A 15,129-nucleotide genomic window follows, 5' to 3' on the forward strand; every position below is an offset into this window, starting at 1 on the left:
CCAGGACCAACTGCCCCTGTGGCACTGGCGTTGGCACCGACGACGGTACTAGCGCCCCCAGAAACGGCATTTTGGCCAATCGCAACGCTATTGCCATTGCTTGCCGCTGCGTTCGAACCGACGGCGACTGCGCCGCCCCCGCTGGCGGTCGAATGGTCACCTACCGCTACCGCACTGCCTCCTGCTGCCGTAGCATTAGTGCCAGATGCCAATGCATTGACACCCGTCGCACCGGTACCGTTATAGTTGGTATCGGTCCCTGGGGTGGTCGAATTCACGCTGTAATCGTGTGTCTGTGCCGCAGCGAGGATCGCTTGATCGGTGGCATACAGTTGCGATCCATTGATCGCATCCGTGCTCGTCGCCGTTACCCGGCCTGCTGCCACGTTCGTTATCTGGCGCTCGGAGCCCGGCGCACCGACGCTCACCACGCTCGTCGGCGTCGCGCCAGCATAGTTGTACGTCACGCCGCCTACCGACCCCGTCGCCGTCGGGTTCGGCGCTGCTGTAATCGAACCATTCCCCAGCGCCACGTCGTTCGCATTGTTTGCCGTCGCCCCCGAACCCAACGCCACTCCATTAGCCCCCTTCGCAGCGGCGGTATCACCCAACGCCAACCCGCCAGCTGCCGACGCCGTACTGTTGTTACCCAGCGCGACCGAACCCTGGCCGATTGCATTATTACCGCTACCTATTGCAACGGCGCCATTGGCAGCAGTGGCGCCACCTGTATCGCCAGCTGCGGTGTTATTCGCCCCCATCGCCACAGCGCCTGTGCCATTCGATACATTCGGGTCACCGATCGCCACAGCACCATCACCTGTTGCCTTTTGACCGCGGCCGATTGCCACCGCACCGCCGGCCGTCGTACCAGCATTTGCCGTTGTGCCAGATGATCCAATCGCCACATTTTGGCCGGTGGCGCCACTGGAAATGCCATCGCCTTCGGCAATGCCGAAAGCGCCATTCACCGTAGCGCCGCGTCCCACCGCAATACCGGAGGTGGCGGTAGCGGCCACACTTGATTGCCCTCCGATTGCAACGGCATCGGATGCGGCTGCCACAGCACCCGCTGTAGCATTGCCGCCAATAGCGGTAGCTCCGGTAGCGCTGGCTGTTGCGCCATTGCCGAGTGAGACTGCGTCTTGACCGCTTGACGCGGATGCCAGCCCGATTGCAATCGTATTGGTATTGGTGGCATTGGCATTATTGCCGATTGCTACAGAAGATGCCCCGCCTGCCGTTGAGCCGCCAAAGCCCATCATCAGAGAGTTAGTTCCTGTAGCGACTCCGGTTGCGAGCTGAGTGTTAGCAACGAAATACGGTATTGAAAAAATCCCGGTTACCGTCAAATTATGAATATTGGCGTTTTGCAGATAAGCCGCAGTATTTGCATAGAGCGTACCGCCGATACTCAAATTTGTACTATTGGATGTCGTGTCACTCGCATAAGCCAATATACGATTGGTCTGCGTTGATGCGTCAGAAGGCCCGCAAATCGGAGAGACCCCGGATTGAGCATACCCCGCACCGGCAACGTTAACGCCGCCGGTATCATATGTATAAGTACTCCCGCCAGTGTTGTAGACGCCGCTGATTCCATAACCAAGGTTTGCGCAATATGTATTTCCGCCATAAGCTGGACCATTATTGACAAAAATACCACCGAGATAAGTGGCAGCCGAAGATGGCAAGCTATAACTGGCAATTACAGCTGATGCCAGCAATACCATGGTCCCCACTTTATTTTGAGATTGACTCTTAGCCTTTTTATTGCCCTTAGCCAACTCCCCGACCACACAAAACATCCCCGATGTTTTGTTCCAGATAACTTTATAAATCTTGTTCATGTTGCTCTCCCTTTTTCAATTCAGATAATTTCAAAATTCAAATTTAATTACTTGTCTTAAGGATATGAATCTTTTGAGAAAGATTTGTTTTATTTAGGAAACGTATTTACCAAGATAAACTTTTTATTTAGTTTTCCAAGTAAGTTTTTATGACGCATATGGCGTCCTTTCCTCGGCATATTTTTCTCAAGAAGACTCTCACTGACGGCAGCTTTTAAATTTTAAAAATCCCCATCCAGCCTTATATGCATAAGCATTTCTTGGCGGGTTGATGGATATTTTTTAGCTAAACAAGTGCAACGAGAGCAACAATCCTTATCACCAGGTCACTTAAAATGACAATCAGGTACGAATAGGATTTTAGGGAGGGGGATGAAGAAGATATTAACGAAAGAGGACAATATATTGACATTCAAGGCCAAGAAACAATCGTTGACATTCAAGACTTCGCAAACATTGTCGAGATAGTTTCCTACCATCAAATTCGATATTCAAATCGGTATTACAGGAAATCGAAATTGATAAATTCAGTTTTTATAAGCACATAAAAATGCCACAAGGAAATAATTGCAATAACATCAGTAACAACCGATCAATACTTCATGGCTAGCGGAAAAAGGCTTCAAGAGATTTGTGCGGGGTACTAGTAAATTCAGACTCTCCGCTCTCAGGGACGGAGCGCAATGCGCCACAGCTCCCCAGAGCGCGCCACTTCACAGCGTCACAAGAAACATCTGCTCTCCTTGACTCCCCCTCGAATGACTTCTGCGTCTCGACACATTTCCATTGGAAAACTTCCTCCCCCTGGAGTTTTTTATAATTTTTAAAAACACTCCGTCACCTAGCCCTTTTGCATAACCATATATTTCACCTAGGAAATATATTTTTAACTAAAAAATATTCCACAGGTAACAATTTTGTCAAAATATCATTGAAATTGCATTAAATACGCATTGGATTTCAGGGAGAGCGAAGAAATTATTAACAATAGGTAACAATCAAGTATGCTTAGCACTATACGAATATTTTCATATTATTTAAATATTGTTTTTATATAGGAAAAATTAACATTTAATTACGAAATTTTATATTTGGATTGATATTTGTAAAAATGAAAATCAATAAATTTAATTTACAAAAATGCACAATTTTATTTCATTGGAAATAATAGAATAAATAACTGCATCGGACTTTTTAACAATGCTTATAGTCATGCCACTCGGGGATAATTAATTGAATACGTTAGCAAGCGGATTTGTTTCCAGCGCTTATGTCCGGGTTCTATTTGAATATTTAAAAATCCGAGGAATTGATGCTTCAGCGCTACTTGGCTTGGCTGAACCAGAACCAGTTGACCACATGCTTTCGCGTTACCCCATGCAACGCTGGGTCTCTTTTTTGCAAACTGCAGCAGCTCACCTGGAAGATCCGCTGCTAGGCCTGAAGCTAGGGCAGACAGTCAGGGCGGCCCATTTTGGCGTGCTTGGCTATATCTTTGCTTCCTGCTTAAACCGAGGGTTGGCATTGTTGCGCCTACAGACATACGAACGTCTGCTACTTGACGTGGACGGATATCCGATGCAAACCCTGGTCGATGGCTCCCATCTGATACTTAGATGGTCCGGAGAGAGTTCACATGATCACGGCAGGCTCAACCATGAATTTGGGCTTGCTGCGATGTGTAATATTTCTCGTGAAATATCCGATGGGCCTCCGCTTGCAAAAGAAGTCTGCTTTGTCAATTCGGAGCCGCCTGATACTCGCCCCTATACCGATTTTTTCGGGTGTGATGTCTTGTTTAACCAGCCCGCGACGACCTTGCGAATATTGATTGAAGATTTGAATTGCCCCCTGCGTCGGCCTGATCCAAGATTGATCTATATCCTGGAAAAGCAGGCAGAGGGGTTTCTGGCGCAACTACCCAAGGAAAGCGAATTTGTGATGCATGTCCGGCGCTGCATAGCAAATCTGATTCACAGTGGCGAGCCAGGGCTTGAGCAGGTCGCGAGCGTACTTTCCATCACGCCTCGGACTTTACGGCGCCGCCTTCATGAATATGGAACCACCTTTCGTGAACTGCTTGACGATATTCGTAGGCATATGGCGGAACAGTATCTGCGCGACCCAAACCTGCAACTGGCTGACGTAGCGCAATTGCTGGGGTATTCGGAGCAAAGCGCATTCCAGCGAGCATTCCAGCGTTGGACGGGGACCACACCAAAGACATTTCAAGAGAAAACGTGAGATTGACGGCATATCAAATGCACTGTCTCGTCCTGCTTGACCATGGCAGATTCCCTCCCCTCGCTACCCTCTCGAACGATTTCCTTGCTCCAGTACATTTTCCTCAAGAAAACCCACACTATCAGCAGATCTTCGAATTTTTAAAAACATTCCATCACCCGGCCACGGCCTCTTGCCTCGTTGATGGAATCTTTAACCAAACGAGTACAACAAAAACAACAATATTTATCATTAAGTCATTGAAATAACATCCAATACGAATAGGCTTTTAAGAAGATTGAAGAAAAATATTAATAATATATTTCACTTTATTACAATTAATATCGCAGAGATGTTTTCACATTATCTCCACATTGAAAAAATTAAACACTTAATTACTAAATTAGATATTTAAATTGACGCTTACAGCAATAAAAATTAATAACTTCAGTTTGCAAAAATGCACAATTTTATTTCGTTGATAATAATATAATAAATAACTATGTCTGGTTTTCAGCACTGCATTAAGGCAACAGAATCAATTTAGTCTTAACAGCGCCTAGCCATTTCATTCAAGGATAATAATTGACTACCTCTGCAGGCGGATTTATTTCCAGCGCTTATGTCCGGGTGCTATTTGAATACTTAAAAAGTAAAGGGGTCGATGCTTCGGCGCTGCTTGGCGTGGCTGAACCCGAACCCGTCGACCACATGCTTTTGCGTTATCCCATGCCGCTTTGGGGCTCCTTTTTGCAATCCGCCGCAACGCATCTGAAAGATCCTTATCTCGGCTTGAAATCAGGGCAAACAATCAGAACAGATCATTACGGGGTGCTCGGCTATATCATTGCTTCCTGCCCCAACCTTGGATTGGCATTGCTGCGCTTTCAAGAATACGAGCGTCTTCTGTATGAACCGGACGGGTATTCCATGCAAACTCTGATCGATGGTTCCGATCTGATACTTAAATGGTCCGGAAGTAAAACACAAGATCAAGACAGGCTCTCTCATGAATTTGGAATTGCCGCACTGTATAAAATAGCTTGTGAAATAGCCAATGGAACGCCACGCCTGAAAGAAGTTTGCTTTGTCAATTCTGAGCCGCCTGACATTAGCCTCTACACGGATTTCTTCGGATGCAATGTATTGTTTAATCAGCCCGCGACGACCTTGCGTACGCCGATAGAAAATTTGAATTTGCCCCTGCGTCAGCCTGACCCGACATTGATCCATATCCTGGAAAAACAGGCCGAAGGATTTCTGGCGCAATTACCGAAGGAAAGCGAATTTGTGATGTATGTGCGGCGCTGCATAGCAAATCTGATTCACAGCGGTGAGCCAGGGCTTGAGCAGGTCGCGAACGCCCTTTCCATAGCGCCTCGAACTTTACGGCGACGCCTTCATGAATATGAAACGACCTTTCGTGAACTCCTGGACGATATTCGTAAACATATGGCGGAACAGTATTTGCGCGATCCAAACCTGCAACTGACTGACGTAGCGCAATTACTGGGCTATACGGAACAAAGCGCCTTCCAACGCGCATTCTTGCGTTGGACAGGGACCACGCCAAAGACATTTCAAAGGAAAACGCCGGACTGAAGCTCTATCAAAGTGCGTCATTTTGCGCCATGGCGATGCAGTTGATTTCTCTGCCAACCCTGCCCGGCTTTTAGACTTGGCGTTTTGGCGAAATGCGTTAAAAGCATTAGCTTTAACGAGGCCAAAGGCGCTAACGTTACTACGACAGCGGCGGCTTGAAGCAGAAGCAGAAGCAGTCATCGAAAAGCGTCAGCACTCGGGGTGAAGTCGCTTTAGATAAAAATTAATAGCGATTATTTAAAATAATTTCTATAAAAACAGCATTGATCGATACTCCCGCAGGAGCGAAAAAAATTGAGCAATTTTGACACTGGATTTGTTTCTAGCGCTTATGTTCGAGTGCTTTTTGAATATTTAAAAAATAGAGGGGTCGATGCTTCAGCACTACTTGGCGTAGCTGAGCCGGAAGCCGCTGACAACACGCTTTTGCGCTATTCCATGCAGCTCTGGATATCTTTTTTACGATCTGCTGCAACTCATTTAGAAGATCCACTGCTAGGTTTGAAATTGGGACAAATAATCAGGCCGGCTCATTTTGGCGTGCTTGGTTATATTCTTGCGTCCTGCCCAACTCTTGGAGCGTCATTGTTGCGTTATCAAGCATATGAACGTCTTATGCATGAAATGGATAAATATCCAATGGAAATGCACGTCGATGGTTCCGAAATACGATTCATATGGAATGGGGGAGACCCCAATGGTAGTGCGAGACTCAGCCATGAATTTGCAGTTGCCGCATTCAGTCAAATTTCGCGCGCCATGAGTGGTGAGCATCTAGTCGCTACAGAGGTCTGGTTTGTCAACTCTGAACCACTTGACACACGTCCCTATGATGATTTCTTCGGGGGCAAGGTACTATTTAATCAACCGACGACGGCCATACAAGTATCGTTAGCATATTTGAATATTCCCCTACGTCAGCCTGATCCGACATTGGTGCATATCCTGGAAAAACAGGCCGAAGGATTTTTGACGCAATTACCGAAGGAAAGCGAATTTGTGATGCATGTCCGGCGCTGCATAGCAAATCTGATTCACAGTGGTGAGCCAGGGCTTGAGCAGGTCGCGAACGCCCTTTCCATAGCGCCTCGAACTTTACGGCGGCGCCTTCATGAACATCAAACAGCCTTTCGTGAACTCCTGGACGATATCCGTAAGCATATGGCGGAACAGTATTTGCGCGATCCAAGCCTGCAACTGACTGACGTAGCGCAATTGCTTGGCTATACGGAGCAAAGCGCCTTCCAACGCGCATTCTTGCGATGGACAGGGACCACTCCCAAGACATTTCAAAAGAAAATGCCGGACTGAAGCCCCTTCAAAACAAGTCATTTTTCCTCGCTGTGACGCAGCTGATTTTCACACCCCCTGTGGTGTGGAAAAATGACGTTCTGATGAACGACCTTTACCCTCCCCGCACACTTTAACGAAGCCGACAAGTGTGGAGAGCGTGCCTTAAAAATTGTGAAGACAATAACAGGCACGCCGGATTTTAAGTAATACATTGACACAACAAATTAGATTAATCTTTAATGGAACCTACAGTCACTTCATCCCGAGAGAGTAGCGTGAGGACCTTTGCAAACGGATATGTTTCTAGCGCTTATGTCCGAGCTCTATTTGAATACTTAAAAACTGAAGGGGTCGATGCCTCAGCATTACTTGGCATAGCTGAACCAGAATCCGTTGACCACATTCTTTTGCGGTTTCCAATGCAACGCTGGGTCTCTTTTTTACGATCCGCCGCAGCGCATCTGGGAGATCCCTTGCTAGGCCTGAAATTAGGGCAAACAATCAGAGCGTCTGATTTTGGCGTGCTGGGCTATATCTTTGCTTCCAGCCCCAATCTTCGAACGACATTTCTGCGTTTGCAAGAATATGAGCGTCTTCTGCATGAAGTGGACGGACGTCCAGTGCAAAATATTGTCGATGGCACTGATCTGATCATTAAATGGTCGGGAGAAAGCTCACATGATCACGGCAGGCTCTCCCACGAATTTGGACTTGCCGCATTGTGCAAAATTTCTCGTGACATAGCCAATGTGGCTCCACTTGCAAAAGAAATTTGCTTTGTCAATTCTGAACCACTTGACACTAAGCCCTTCACTGATTTTTTCGGATGCGACGTATTGTTTAACCAGCCGGCGACGGCCTTGCGAATCCCTATAAGAAACCTGAGAGCTCCCCTCTGCCAGCCCGATCCGACATTGATCCATATCCTGGAAAAACAGGCTGAAGAATTTCTGGCGCAGCTCCCGAAGGAAAGCGAATTCGTGATGCATGTCCGGCGCTGCATAGCAAATCTCTTGCATGGCGGAGAACCGGCGCTTGAACAAGTCGCCAGCACGCTTTCCATCGCGCCTCGGACTTTACGACGGCGTCTTCAGGAATATGAAACGACCTTTCGCGAACTGCTTGACGATATTCGTAAGCATATGGCGGAACAGTATTTACGCGACCCAAACCTGCAGCTGACTGATGTAGCGCAACTGCTGGGGTATTCAGAGCAAAGCGCCTTCCAGCGCGCGTTCTTGCGTTGGACAGGGACCACTCCCAAGACCTTTCAAAGGAAAACGTAAGGTTGATGTTCTATGAAAGTACGTCATTTGACGTCGCGGACAACCCGCTCATTGTTCCAGATAACTAACCCGGAATATTTGTTCGACAAGTTTCGCAAACGGCGCCAGCGACTCTTTTCGGCCGGAACAGCACATCTCGACAGGAATTATTTCCGGTAGCCGCGGCGCTCCTTCCATCCACGTACCCGATGGAATTCATTTGGGGCCGCGCCAAATTTTAACCGAGTGCCATTATCCGCACGGGCAGAATGACCGCTTGAAACGCTTGTCACACAAGCTTACACATTTCACATGAAAGTCGGTAGGCGTGATCGCTGCGTGGGGCGTTTTCCTTCGGGTGGATTGCCATTCCTGGAAATCCCTTATTTGGAGAATCAATTTTATGAAACTCAAAACACTCCCAGTGCTCTTGTGCACTCTGTGCGTCGTCACCGTCGCTTTTGCCGATGAACTTCATAACAAGGCAATGGCAGCAACCCACGATTTGCAGCAAGCCATCAGCGAAATGCACGTTATCCAGCAGGAGCACGGCGGTCAGTTTGGCGGCCACATGAAGCGCGCGGAACAATTGGCCCGGCAAGCTGAGCAGGAACGCGACGCCGCCTTGCAATACTATCGGGCAAACCATCCAGGCTGGCAGTAAGCTAACGCGCCATTGCTAACTGCTGCACTTCACTTTATCGGGTAACTACGCCGCAAAAGTTGAAGCCACCGCCTGACCCGGTTCAGGCGGTGCAATGTCCTCCCAAGTGATCACATCACGGAAGAATCAGCCATCACGTTTTCCGTCGCACTAGTCATTTAATAAATTTGCCCCCCCCCGCTCAAAGCCGCGCAAAATGCCGCTATCAGCGACAACCATATCTGTGGCCTTGCTCGGATTGTTGAGGCTCGCGTCGTATTCATCAGCAACCGCAGAGTCCAGGGTCTGCTCATAAAAAACTGCGCTCCCGAGAAAGTATTTTTGACACCTATGCTTACCAATATGATCACCGCAACTGTAGTTGTTTGTAACAGCTAGCGCATGGCGCAGGTCGATAGCGTAGCCTTAGCGCTGCGCCGCTCTTCAAGTCAACCCTACCTGCCCGTCATCGCATGTCTTCGCTTTCCGTCTCATTAGTGCCATTGCACAAAATCATTTCCACCTCATCACAACATATCAAAAAAATCATCTCCTGCTTAATCGTGATTTTCGTGACGATCGGTGTTACAGGTTGTGCCATCGAACCGGTTCCGGTGTCATCTCAAACGGCAGAGCGATTGAAATCCCAACCGCCGATTCGGTTCCTGCTAACTTTCGACGACGGCCCGGCCCGCCCAAGGACTGACAATCCGACACTATCCATACTGAACACGCTCGCGAACAATCCGCTACAACCTGGCATCAAAGCCCTCTTTTTTGTGCAAACCCGCTCGTCAGGTGCTGGCGAGACGGACTTTGGGCGAACCATATTGCAGCGTGAAATTGGTGAAGGTCATTTGCTTGGCTTTCATACTGCCACGCCACATCACGCAAACCATCGCTTCCTTAACCCCGAAATATTCGAGCAATCGCTAAACGATGGCATTGCCGACATTGTTTCGATTCAGGGAAGTGCGCCGAAACTGGTTCGCCCGCCGTTCTGGAACTACGACAAGCGGACTTTCGCCGCTTACCAGCAGCATGGCATGCACATCCTGTTGACGGACTTGAGCGCGAACGACGGCAAGATATATGGTTTCAAGGCCAGTCTGAGAAGACGCTCCAACATGCTGCATCTGTTGACTGACGTGCGCGAGCGGATTGCCGCAGGCGAGTTGCCGGCGGTCGATGGAAATATCCCGGTGGTGGTGACTTTTCACGATATAAATAGCTACACCGCCGATCACATGGCGGAATATTTGCAAATACTGATGGATTGCGCGCGGGCGGTCCAACTGCCGACTGCAACCAAGCCGTTTTACGACGACAAGGCCGCGCTGGAGCGTGCTGCCCTGGCAAGAAGCATACGTGACAGTGCACAAGTTGTCCGCCTGCCTGGATTCTGGAACTGGCTGTGGGAGTAGATGCAGGCAATCGTTGTTACGCTTCCATACATTGCCGTCCATGAAGGATTTGCTTACCTGTTTCTATCTTCGATTCCTATCGCGGCCCGACGACAGCACCAAGGTATTGCCTGCTGAGACGTTGCTGTTGACATTGGTCACGTCTGCGCCGTTGCCATTGCCTCGACTATCAGCGGCAACCATACCCAGCCTCAATCACCAGCTCCGTCCCGCTGACAAACCGGCTCGCATCCGACGCCAGATACAGAATCCCCGCCGCCACATCCGTCGCTGAACCCCGGCCCGTCAGCATCTGCACTTCCGCCAGATCAACCAGCCTCTGCGTCAGGTCGCCCTGCTTGCGCAAGGCCTCCACCTGCGCCGGTGGCCGTGAAAACCCCGGATGGATCGTATTGACGCGGATATTGCGCGCCGCATAGCGCATCGCATTCATGTTAGCCATCCGCAGCGCCGCCTTCGCCGCATGGTCCGCCGCTTCATGTCGCTCATCCTCCAGGGCACACAAGGACAGCACATTGACGATAGAACCGCCACCGGCCCGCTCCATCGCCGCAATCACGTGCTTGGAACACAAGATGCTGCCGTTGACGTTGGCCGACATGGCCTTTTCCCACTGCGCCAGCGAGAGTCCCTGCGCCGACGGATTATCGGCATCTATGCCAGCGCTGTTGACCAGGATATCGATACGGCCGAAATGACCTTCGACCGCCCCCATCACCCGCCGCACCGCGTTGCGGTCGCTGACATCGAGCGACCAGAACCTGGCCCGGCCCTGTGTGCTGCCAAGCAGCCAGGCGACGACCTGCCCCTCCTGCTCGCGCACGTCCAGGATCGCCAGCCGGGCGCCAGCAGTGGAAAGGGCACAGGCGATGTGGAGCGCGATGCCGCGTGCGGCGCCGGTGACCAGGGCGACTTTGTTTTTGAGGGAGAAGTAGGCGTTGAGTTGGTTCATGTTGGTCCTCGCGACATGCATTGCTCCCAAATCATGGGGCTTCTGGTTTTTGATTGATCCCGGCAGAGGTCAGCCATGCGCCGCGCTGGGAATGAGGCGTTGCCATTCATCGATATTGCAGATGTTGTGCGTTAAACCATGTCTAAAAATTATTACGCATGTAGTTGGAATAAAAATCATAAAAATGACTTATCACGTTATTAGTTGCAATATACATCATTTTCGTCAGGAGGGGATAGATCGACACTTCATGTCATCTAATGATACGGAGGCGCCTCCTTGGACGATCAGGCAAAACTACGCGACAAAACACTTTCCAAACTGGTTGGCGCTCGTTTGGCGGCGAGACGCAAGGAACTGAAACTTACGCAAGCGGACTTGGCAGAAAAACTGGGAATCGAGAGGAAAGCGTTTCACGTCTGGAAACGGGTGTCATATCAGCCTCTCTGGGGAGACTGTCGACATTAGCGGATGCGCTGGATATTTCGATGGAAAACCTGCTGCGTGATGTATCAGTTCATCCCAGCGATCAGGCGGCAAGTCTGATTGCTGCAATTGAAGATTTACCTGAGAAAAAGCGTACCTTGGTTCTTCGAACAGCAACAGAATTGGCAGCGATTTTGAAGACAGAGAAATAAGAATCGACGAGACAAGAAGATTCGCTGTGCTGCCCCTACACCTAAAGTTAAATAGTTGATACCGTTTGGTTTAGTATTCAGACGCCAGCATCACCGTCGTGTATCTACGGTCCCATTCCGTGATGACATAGATTTTTTCATCTGCCACTACGTAAGCTGACAGGATTCTTTCACCTGCACGGACTGCGGTTTCGTTCATCTCTTTGTCGCCGGTAGAAAGATCACCCCAGTCGCCACTAACGTGCCGGTGAAGCAAATCTAGTGGTGATGTATCGTGGCCGTTGAGATAAGCAATCGCCGCAGGCGTTGCAAGAACTTGTACGAGTTGGAACAGCATGATCGATCACTTATTATGGATGAGATCAATACAGTCCAGCAGATCACGTCATCAAATCAACAGCAATTTCAATTCTTAGATTTTCTAAGTATGTGTGTATTGGGCAAGATTCGTGCTAGACTTCGCGAGGGCTTATAGATAGATTTTTTGTCATGCATCGTGACACGTGAAATAAACGTTAGGCAGCATTGCCTATGAATATACTTAGCAATATCCTAGCGGTAAACGTTAAGCTGCATAGGAGTATCTATAGGCCCACTTTATTGCGGCCACTCAATCGATGACCCAACTAAAAAACTTAAAAGCAGCGATATCTTTAAACGACGTTGCCACCATACTTGGGTTTACTCCAAAAGCTCTCGCATACATACTTTACAAAATACCCAGTGCAGAAAAATATGCACATTTTGACATTCCCAAACGCTCTGGTGGAATTCGAAAGATCAGCGCACCAGTCGCCAGATTAAAGAAGCTACAAACTCGATTAGCTCTCACGCTTCAACAGTGCATTATTGAGATAAATACTTCGCTTAAGGTAAAAAATGTGCTGTCTCATGCTTTCACACCGAAATTTTCGATTATCACCAATGCGGTAAACCATCGAAACAAACGCTTCGTTTTCAACTTAGATCTTGAAAATTTCTTCGGAACCATTAATTTTGGGCGTGTGCGTGGATTTTTTATTGAAAACAGGAACTTTCAGCTTCATCCAGACGTTGCCACGGTTCTAGCTCAAATTGCCTGCCATGAGAACATGCTGCCGCAAGGCAGCCCAAGCTCGCCGGTGATTTCAAATTTGATTGGCCATATACTCGACATTCGTTTAGCAGAACTTGCACACAAAACTGGTTGTACATACTCGCGTTACGCTGATGACTTAACCTTTTCAACCAATAAAGCCAATTTCCCATCTAGAGTGGCTCAATTAATCAACCAAACAACACACGAATGGAATACAGGCAAAGAGCTTGAGCGACTCATCTTGAAGGCCGGCTTTACAATCAACTCGTCTAAAACACGTATGCAATACGAGTCCAATCGTCAAGAAGTTACCGGACTTATCGTCAACAAAAAAATAAACACGCGAACGGAGTATAGGCATTTGGTGCGCGCAATGGCTCACAATTTATACAAAACTGGCCAATTTTATAAGACCGAAACAGTTCGCGATGCAACAGGAGCTCTAGTGCACACTAAAGTTGACGGTACAGTGAGCCAGCTCAACGGAATGCTAAGTTTTGTCGATTCTGTAGGAGTTTACAATCTCGAAAAAAATGAGCCAAAAGAATTTTCGGTAACTAAGCATAAGGATGCAAAGCCAGAAGCGAAACTATCTGCTATTGAAACCGTGTACCGCCGTGTTTTATTTTTCAAGAATTTTTACTCTCCAGAATACCCAGTTATTCTATGTGAAGGTAAGACTGACAGCGTGTACATTAAGGCCGCGCTACGAAAATTGGTTGACGATTTTCCAAATCTAGCAGTGAAAAAAAATGGCAAAGTCGAATCTAAAATTCGCTTCTTTAACTATACGAAGACAGCGGACAGGATAATGAATTTGAATGGCGGAACTGGGCAAATTAATAAATTCATTGTTGACTATGCGCCGAATTGCAAGAAGATTTCTGCAAAAGGACAATTGATGCCGGTAATCGTACTTATCGACAATGATGAAGGTGCTAAAGGTATCTACAGCACAGTCAGTAAAGTGACAAAGAAGGAAGTAAAAAATACCGATGATTTCTTCTTCGTTGCAGAAAATCTATACATTGTTGCCACTCCCCTCTTGGAAGGAAAGCAAAGCACCATTGAAGATTTTTTCGAGCCATATGTAAGAGATACAAAGCTCCATGGAAAGAGCTTCAGTGGGAAAAACACTTTTGATCCACACACTCAGTACGGGAAACACTACTTCGCGGAATATGTTGTAAAAAAAGACGAATCAAAGATCAGTTTTGAAGGTTTCAGACCAATTCTGGCTAGGCTTGATGCCGCATTAAGCGACTATAAAAAGAAAACTTAAGATGTATTGATTACGTCGAGATATTTTGTGACCTGAAGCTGCATGACAACAACAAAAACACTTCATCGGGTTCCAACAAAACAAAAAATGTCCATACGAGATTGAAACGCGTCAGCATGAAGATCATGTCTAATCGAATATGATTAGTTTCTTCGATAATGTAGAAAGCAGAACATGACCATATCTTTAGATGAAAATAAAGCTGATTGGAAGCGCTCGATCAATTATGCGTGTATGCACTTTTTACGAGTGGTTCTGTGGCGTCAAGGCGCAGCATCAAACGATATTGTAGACACGCTCGCTGCCGAGCTCACCAAGAAGGTGGAGCATTTGGCAGAGTGGTGCCAAGAACAAAGAGGCGATACAGAAATCCTTGGCCGAGCCATTTCTTATCTCGCGACACATCATGACGGTCCTTGGAAGGGACCAGACTGGTTTGTAGACTCACTGCATATACTGATTGAAATTGCAGTGCCGAATACGGGTCTGGATGATACAACTGCTGAGTTTTTGGCGGATATGCAACGAGGTATTTCACAATCTCAGCAAAACGCACCAACTGCCCGAGAAAATCTTCGTGTTACAGATGAGGTAGCGAGAGACGTACGGATGCTGCAGGAAGCTGGCTGCGAATATGGCCTTATCTCCTCGCTTCTTGATTTGAATGAAGCTATCTTTCACGGTGAAGTACTAACGGAAAACCAGAATGGTCTATTACTTACAGCCGCTACTGCGGCGCCGTTTGCTCGCCAGGAACGGTTATCCCGACAAATTGATTGAGACGTCATCCGTCAAGCGATCACACCTCGGAGAAAGCGGCCATCACATTTCCCATCCCACCAGCCATTTACCAAATTTGCAAACCCCGCTCAAACCCGC

12 protein-coding genes and 1 pseudogene are annotated in these 15,129 nt (G+C 48.0%); 9 read left to right on the forward strand and 4 right to left on the reverse strand.

The window, feature by feature from the left end:
- Positions 1-77: 77 nt before the first annotated feature.
- Positions 78-1,850, reverse strand: a pseudogene (locus LT85_RS27615) (YadA family autotransporter adhesin); the annotation flags it as partial.
- A gap of 1,233 nt (positions 1,851-3,083) precedes the next feature.
- Between LT85_RS27615 and LT85_RS20885 the strand changes: the two are divergent.
- The 6 genes from LT85_RS20885 to LT85_RS20910 all read left to right on the forward strand — a co-directional run bounded on the left by LT85_RS20885 (position 3,084) and on the right by LT85_RS20910 (position 10,300).
- Positions 3,084-4,094 (forward strand): AraC family transcriptional regulator, encoded by a 1,011-nt coding sequence (locus LT85_RS20885; RefSeq protein ID WP_038492805.1) that lies wholly within the window; start codon positions 3,084-3,086, stop codon positions 4,092-4,094.
- A 564-nt stretch (positions 4,095-4,658) separates the two neighbouring features.
- Positions 4,659-5,675 (forward strand): AraC family transcriptional regulator, encoded by a 1,017-nt coding sequence (locus LT85_RS20890; RefSeq protein WP_038492808.1) that lies wholly within the window; start codon positions 4,659-4,661, stop codon positions 5,673-5,675.
- Between the two features lie 294 nt (positions 5,676-5,969).
- Positions 5,970-6,986 (forward strand): AraC family transcriptional regulator, encoded by a 1,017-nt coding sequence (locus tag LT85_RS20895; RefSeq protein WP_038492812.1) that lies wholly within the window; start codon positions 5,970-5,972, stop codon positions 6,984-6,986.
- Between the two features lie 257 nt (positions 6,987-7,243).
- The gene (locus tag LT85_RS20900; protein ID WP_172657012.1) at positions 7,244-8,254 is read left to right on the forward strand and encodes an AraC family transcriptional regulator; all 1,011 of its coding nucleotides are present in this window, start codon (positions 7,244-7,246) and stop codon (positions 8,252-8,254) included.
- A 382-nt stretch (positions 8,255-8,636) separates the two neighbouring features.
- Positions 8,637-8,897 (forward strand): hypothetical protein, encoded by a 261-nt coding sequence (locus LT85_RS20905; RefSeq protein ID WP_038492818.1) that lies wholly within the window; start codon positions 8,637-8,639, stop codon positions 8,895-8,897.
- A gap of 452 nt (positions 8,898-9,349) precedes the next feature.
- Positions 9,350-10,300 (forward strand): polysaccharide deacetylase family protein, encoded by a 951-nt coding sequence (locus LT85_RS20910; RefSeq protein WP_216595034.1) that lies wholly within the window; start codon positions 9,350-9,352, stop codon positions 10,298-10,300.
- Between the two features lie 63 nt (positions 10,301-10,363).
- On the opposite strand, the gene LT85_RS27620 is transcribed toward LT85_RS20910, so the two are convergent.
- Together LT85_RS27620 and LT85_RS20915 are read right to left on the reverse strand one after the other, a co-directional pair.
- Positions 10,364-10,483, reverse strand: coding sequence for a hemagglutinin repeat-containing protein (locus LT85_RS27620; protein WP_156117605.1), 120 nt, complete (start codon positions 10,481-10,483; stop codon positions 10,364-10,366).
- Positions 10,470-11,252 (reverse strand): SDR family NAD(P)-dependent oxidoreductase, encoded by a 783-nt coding sequence (locus LT85_RS20915; protein ID WP_038492822.1) that lies wholly within the window; start codon positions 11,250-11,252, stop codon positions 10,470-10,472. Before LT85_RS20915 ends, LT85_RS27620 begins: the two co-directional genes overlap by 14 nt.
- Positions 11,253-11,740: 488 nt before the next feature.
- On the opposite strand from LT85_RS20915, the gene LT85_RS26785 reads away from it, so the two are divergent.
- Positions 11,741-11,890: a hypothetical protein gene (locus tag LT85_RS26785; RefSeq protein WP_156117606.1), complete on the forward strand. Its 150-nt coding sequence runs from the start codon at positions 11,741-11,743 to the stop codon at positions 11,888-11,890.
- 70 nt (positions 11,891-11,960) lie between these two features.
- Here the strand turns inward: LT85_RS26785 and LT85_RS20925 are convergent, their stop codons facing one another.
- On the reverse strand, positions 11,961-12,227 hold the full coding sequence (locus LT85_RS20925; RefSeq protein WP_038492828.1) for a hypothetical protein: 267 nt from the start codon (positions 12,225-12,227) through the stop codon (positions 11,961-11,963).
- Between the two features lie 280 nt (positions 12,228-12,507).
- Here LT85_RS20925 and LT85_RS20930 point away from each other — a divergent pair, with 280 nt between their 5' ends.
- Together LT85_RS20930 and LT85_RS20935 are read left to right on the forward strand one after the other, a co-directional pair.
- Complete coding sequence (locus LT85_RS20930) at positions 12,508-14,250, forward strand: retron Ec67 family RNA-directed DNA polymerase/endonuclease (RefSeq protein WP_038492831.1); 1,743 nt, start codon at positions 12,508-12,510, stop codon at positions 14,248-14,250.
- Positions 14,251-14,424: 174 nt separating this feature from the next.
- Positions 14,425-15,030, forward strand: a complete 606-nt coding sequence (locus LT85_RS20935) for a hypothetical protein (RefSeq protein ID WP_038492834.1) — start codon at positions 14,425-14,427, stop codon at positions 15,028-15,030.
- Positions 15,031-15,129 lie beyond the last annotated feature (99 nt).

The sequence above is a fragment of the Collimonas arenae genome, from assembly GCF_000786695.1.
In the GTDB taxonomy this organism is placed as follows: domain Bacteria; phylum Pseudomonadota; class Gammaproteobacteria; order Burkholderiales; family Burkholderiaceae_D; genus Collimonas; species Collimonas arenae_A.

Excerpts from the sequence above, each read along its gene's own strand:
- LT85_RS20905 (WP_038492818.1), top strand. The coding sequence starts at position 8,637 with ATGAAACTCAAAACACTCCCAGTGCTCTTGTGCACTCTGTGCGTCGTC.
- LT85_RS20910 (WP_216595034.1), top strand. The coding sequence starts at position 9,350 with ATGTCTTCGCTTTCCGTCTCATTAGTGCCATTGCACAAAATCATTTCC.
- LT85_RS27620 (WP_156117605.1), bottom strand. The coding sequence starts at position 10,483 with ATGGTTGCCGCTGATAGTCGAGGCAATGGCAACGGCGCAGACGTGACC.
- LT85_RS20915 (WP_038492822.1), bottom strand. The coding sequence starts at position 11,252 with ATGAACCAACTCAACGCCTACTTCTCCCTCAAAAACAAAGTCGCCCTG.
- LT85_RS26785 (WP_156117606.1), top strand. The coding sequence starts at position 11,741 with ATGGAAAACCTGCTGCGTGATGTATCAGTTCATCCCAGCGATCAGGCG.
- LT85_RS20925 (WP_038492828.1), bottom strand. The coding sequence starts at position 12,227 with ATGCTGTTCCAACTCGTACAAGTTCTTGCAACGCCTGCGGCGATTGCT.
- LT85_RS20930 (WP_038492831.1), top strand. The coding sequence starts at position 12,508 with ATGACCCAACTAAAAAACTTAAAAGCAGCGATATCTTTAAACGACGTT.
- LT85_RS20935 (WP_038492834.1), top strand. The coding sequence starts at position 14,425 with ATGACCATATCTTTAGATGAAAATAAAGCTGATTGGAAGCGCTCGATC.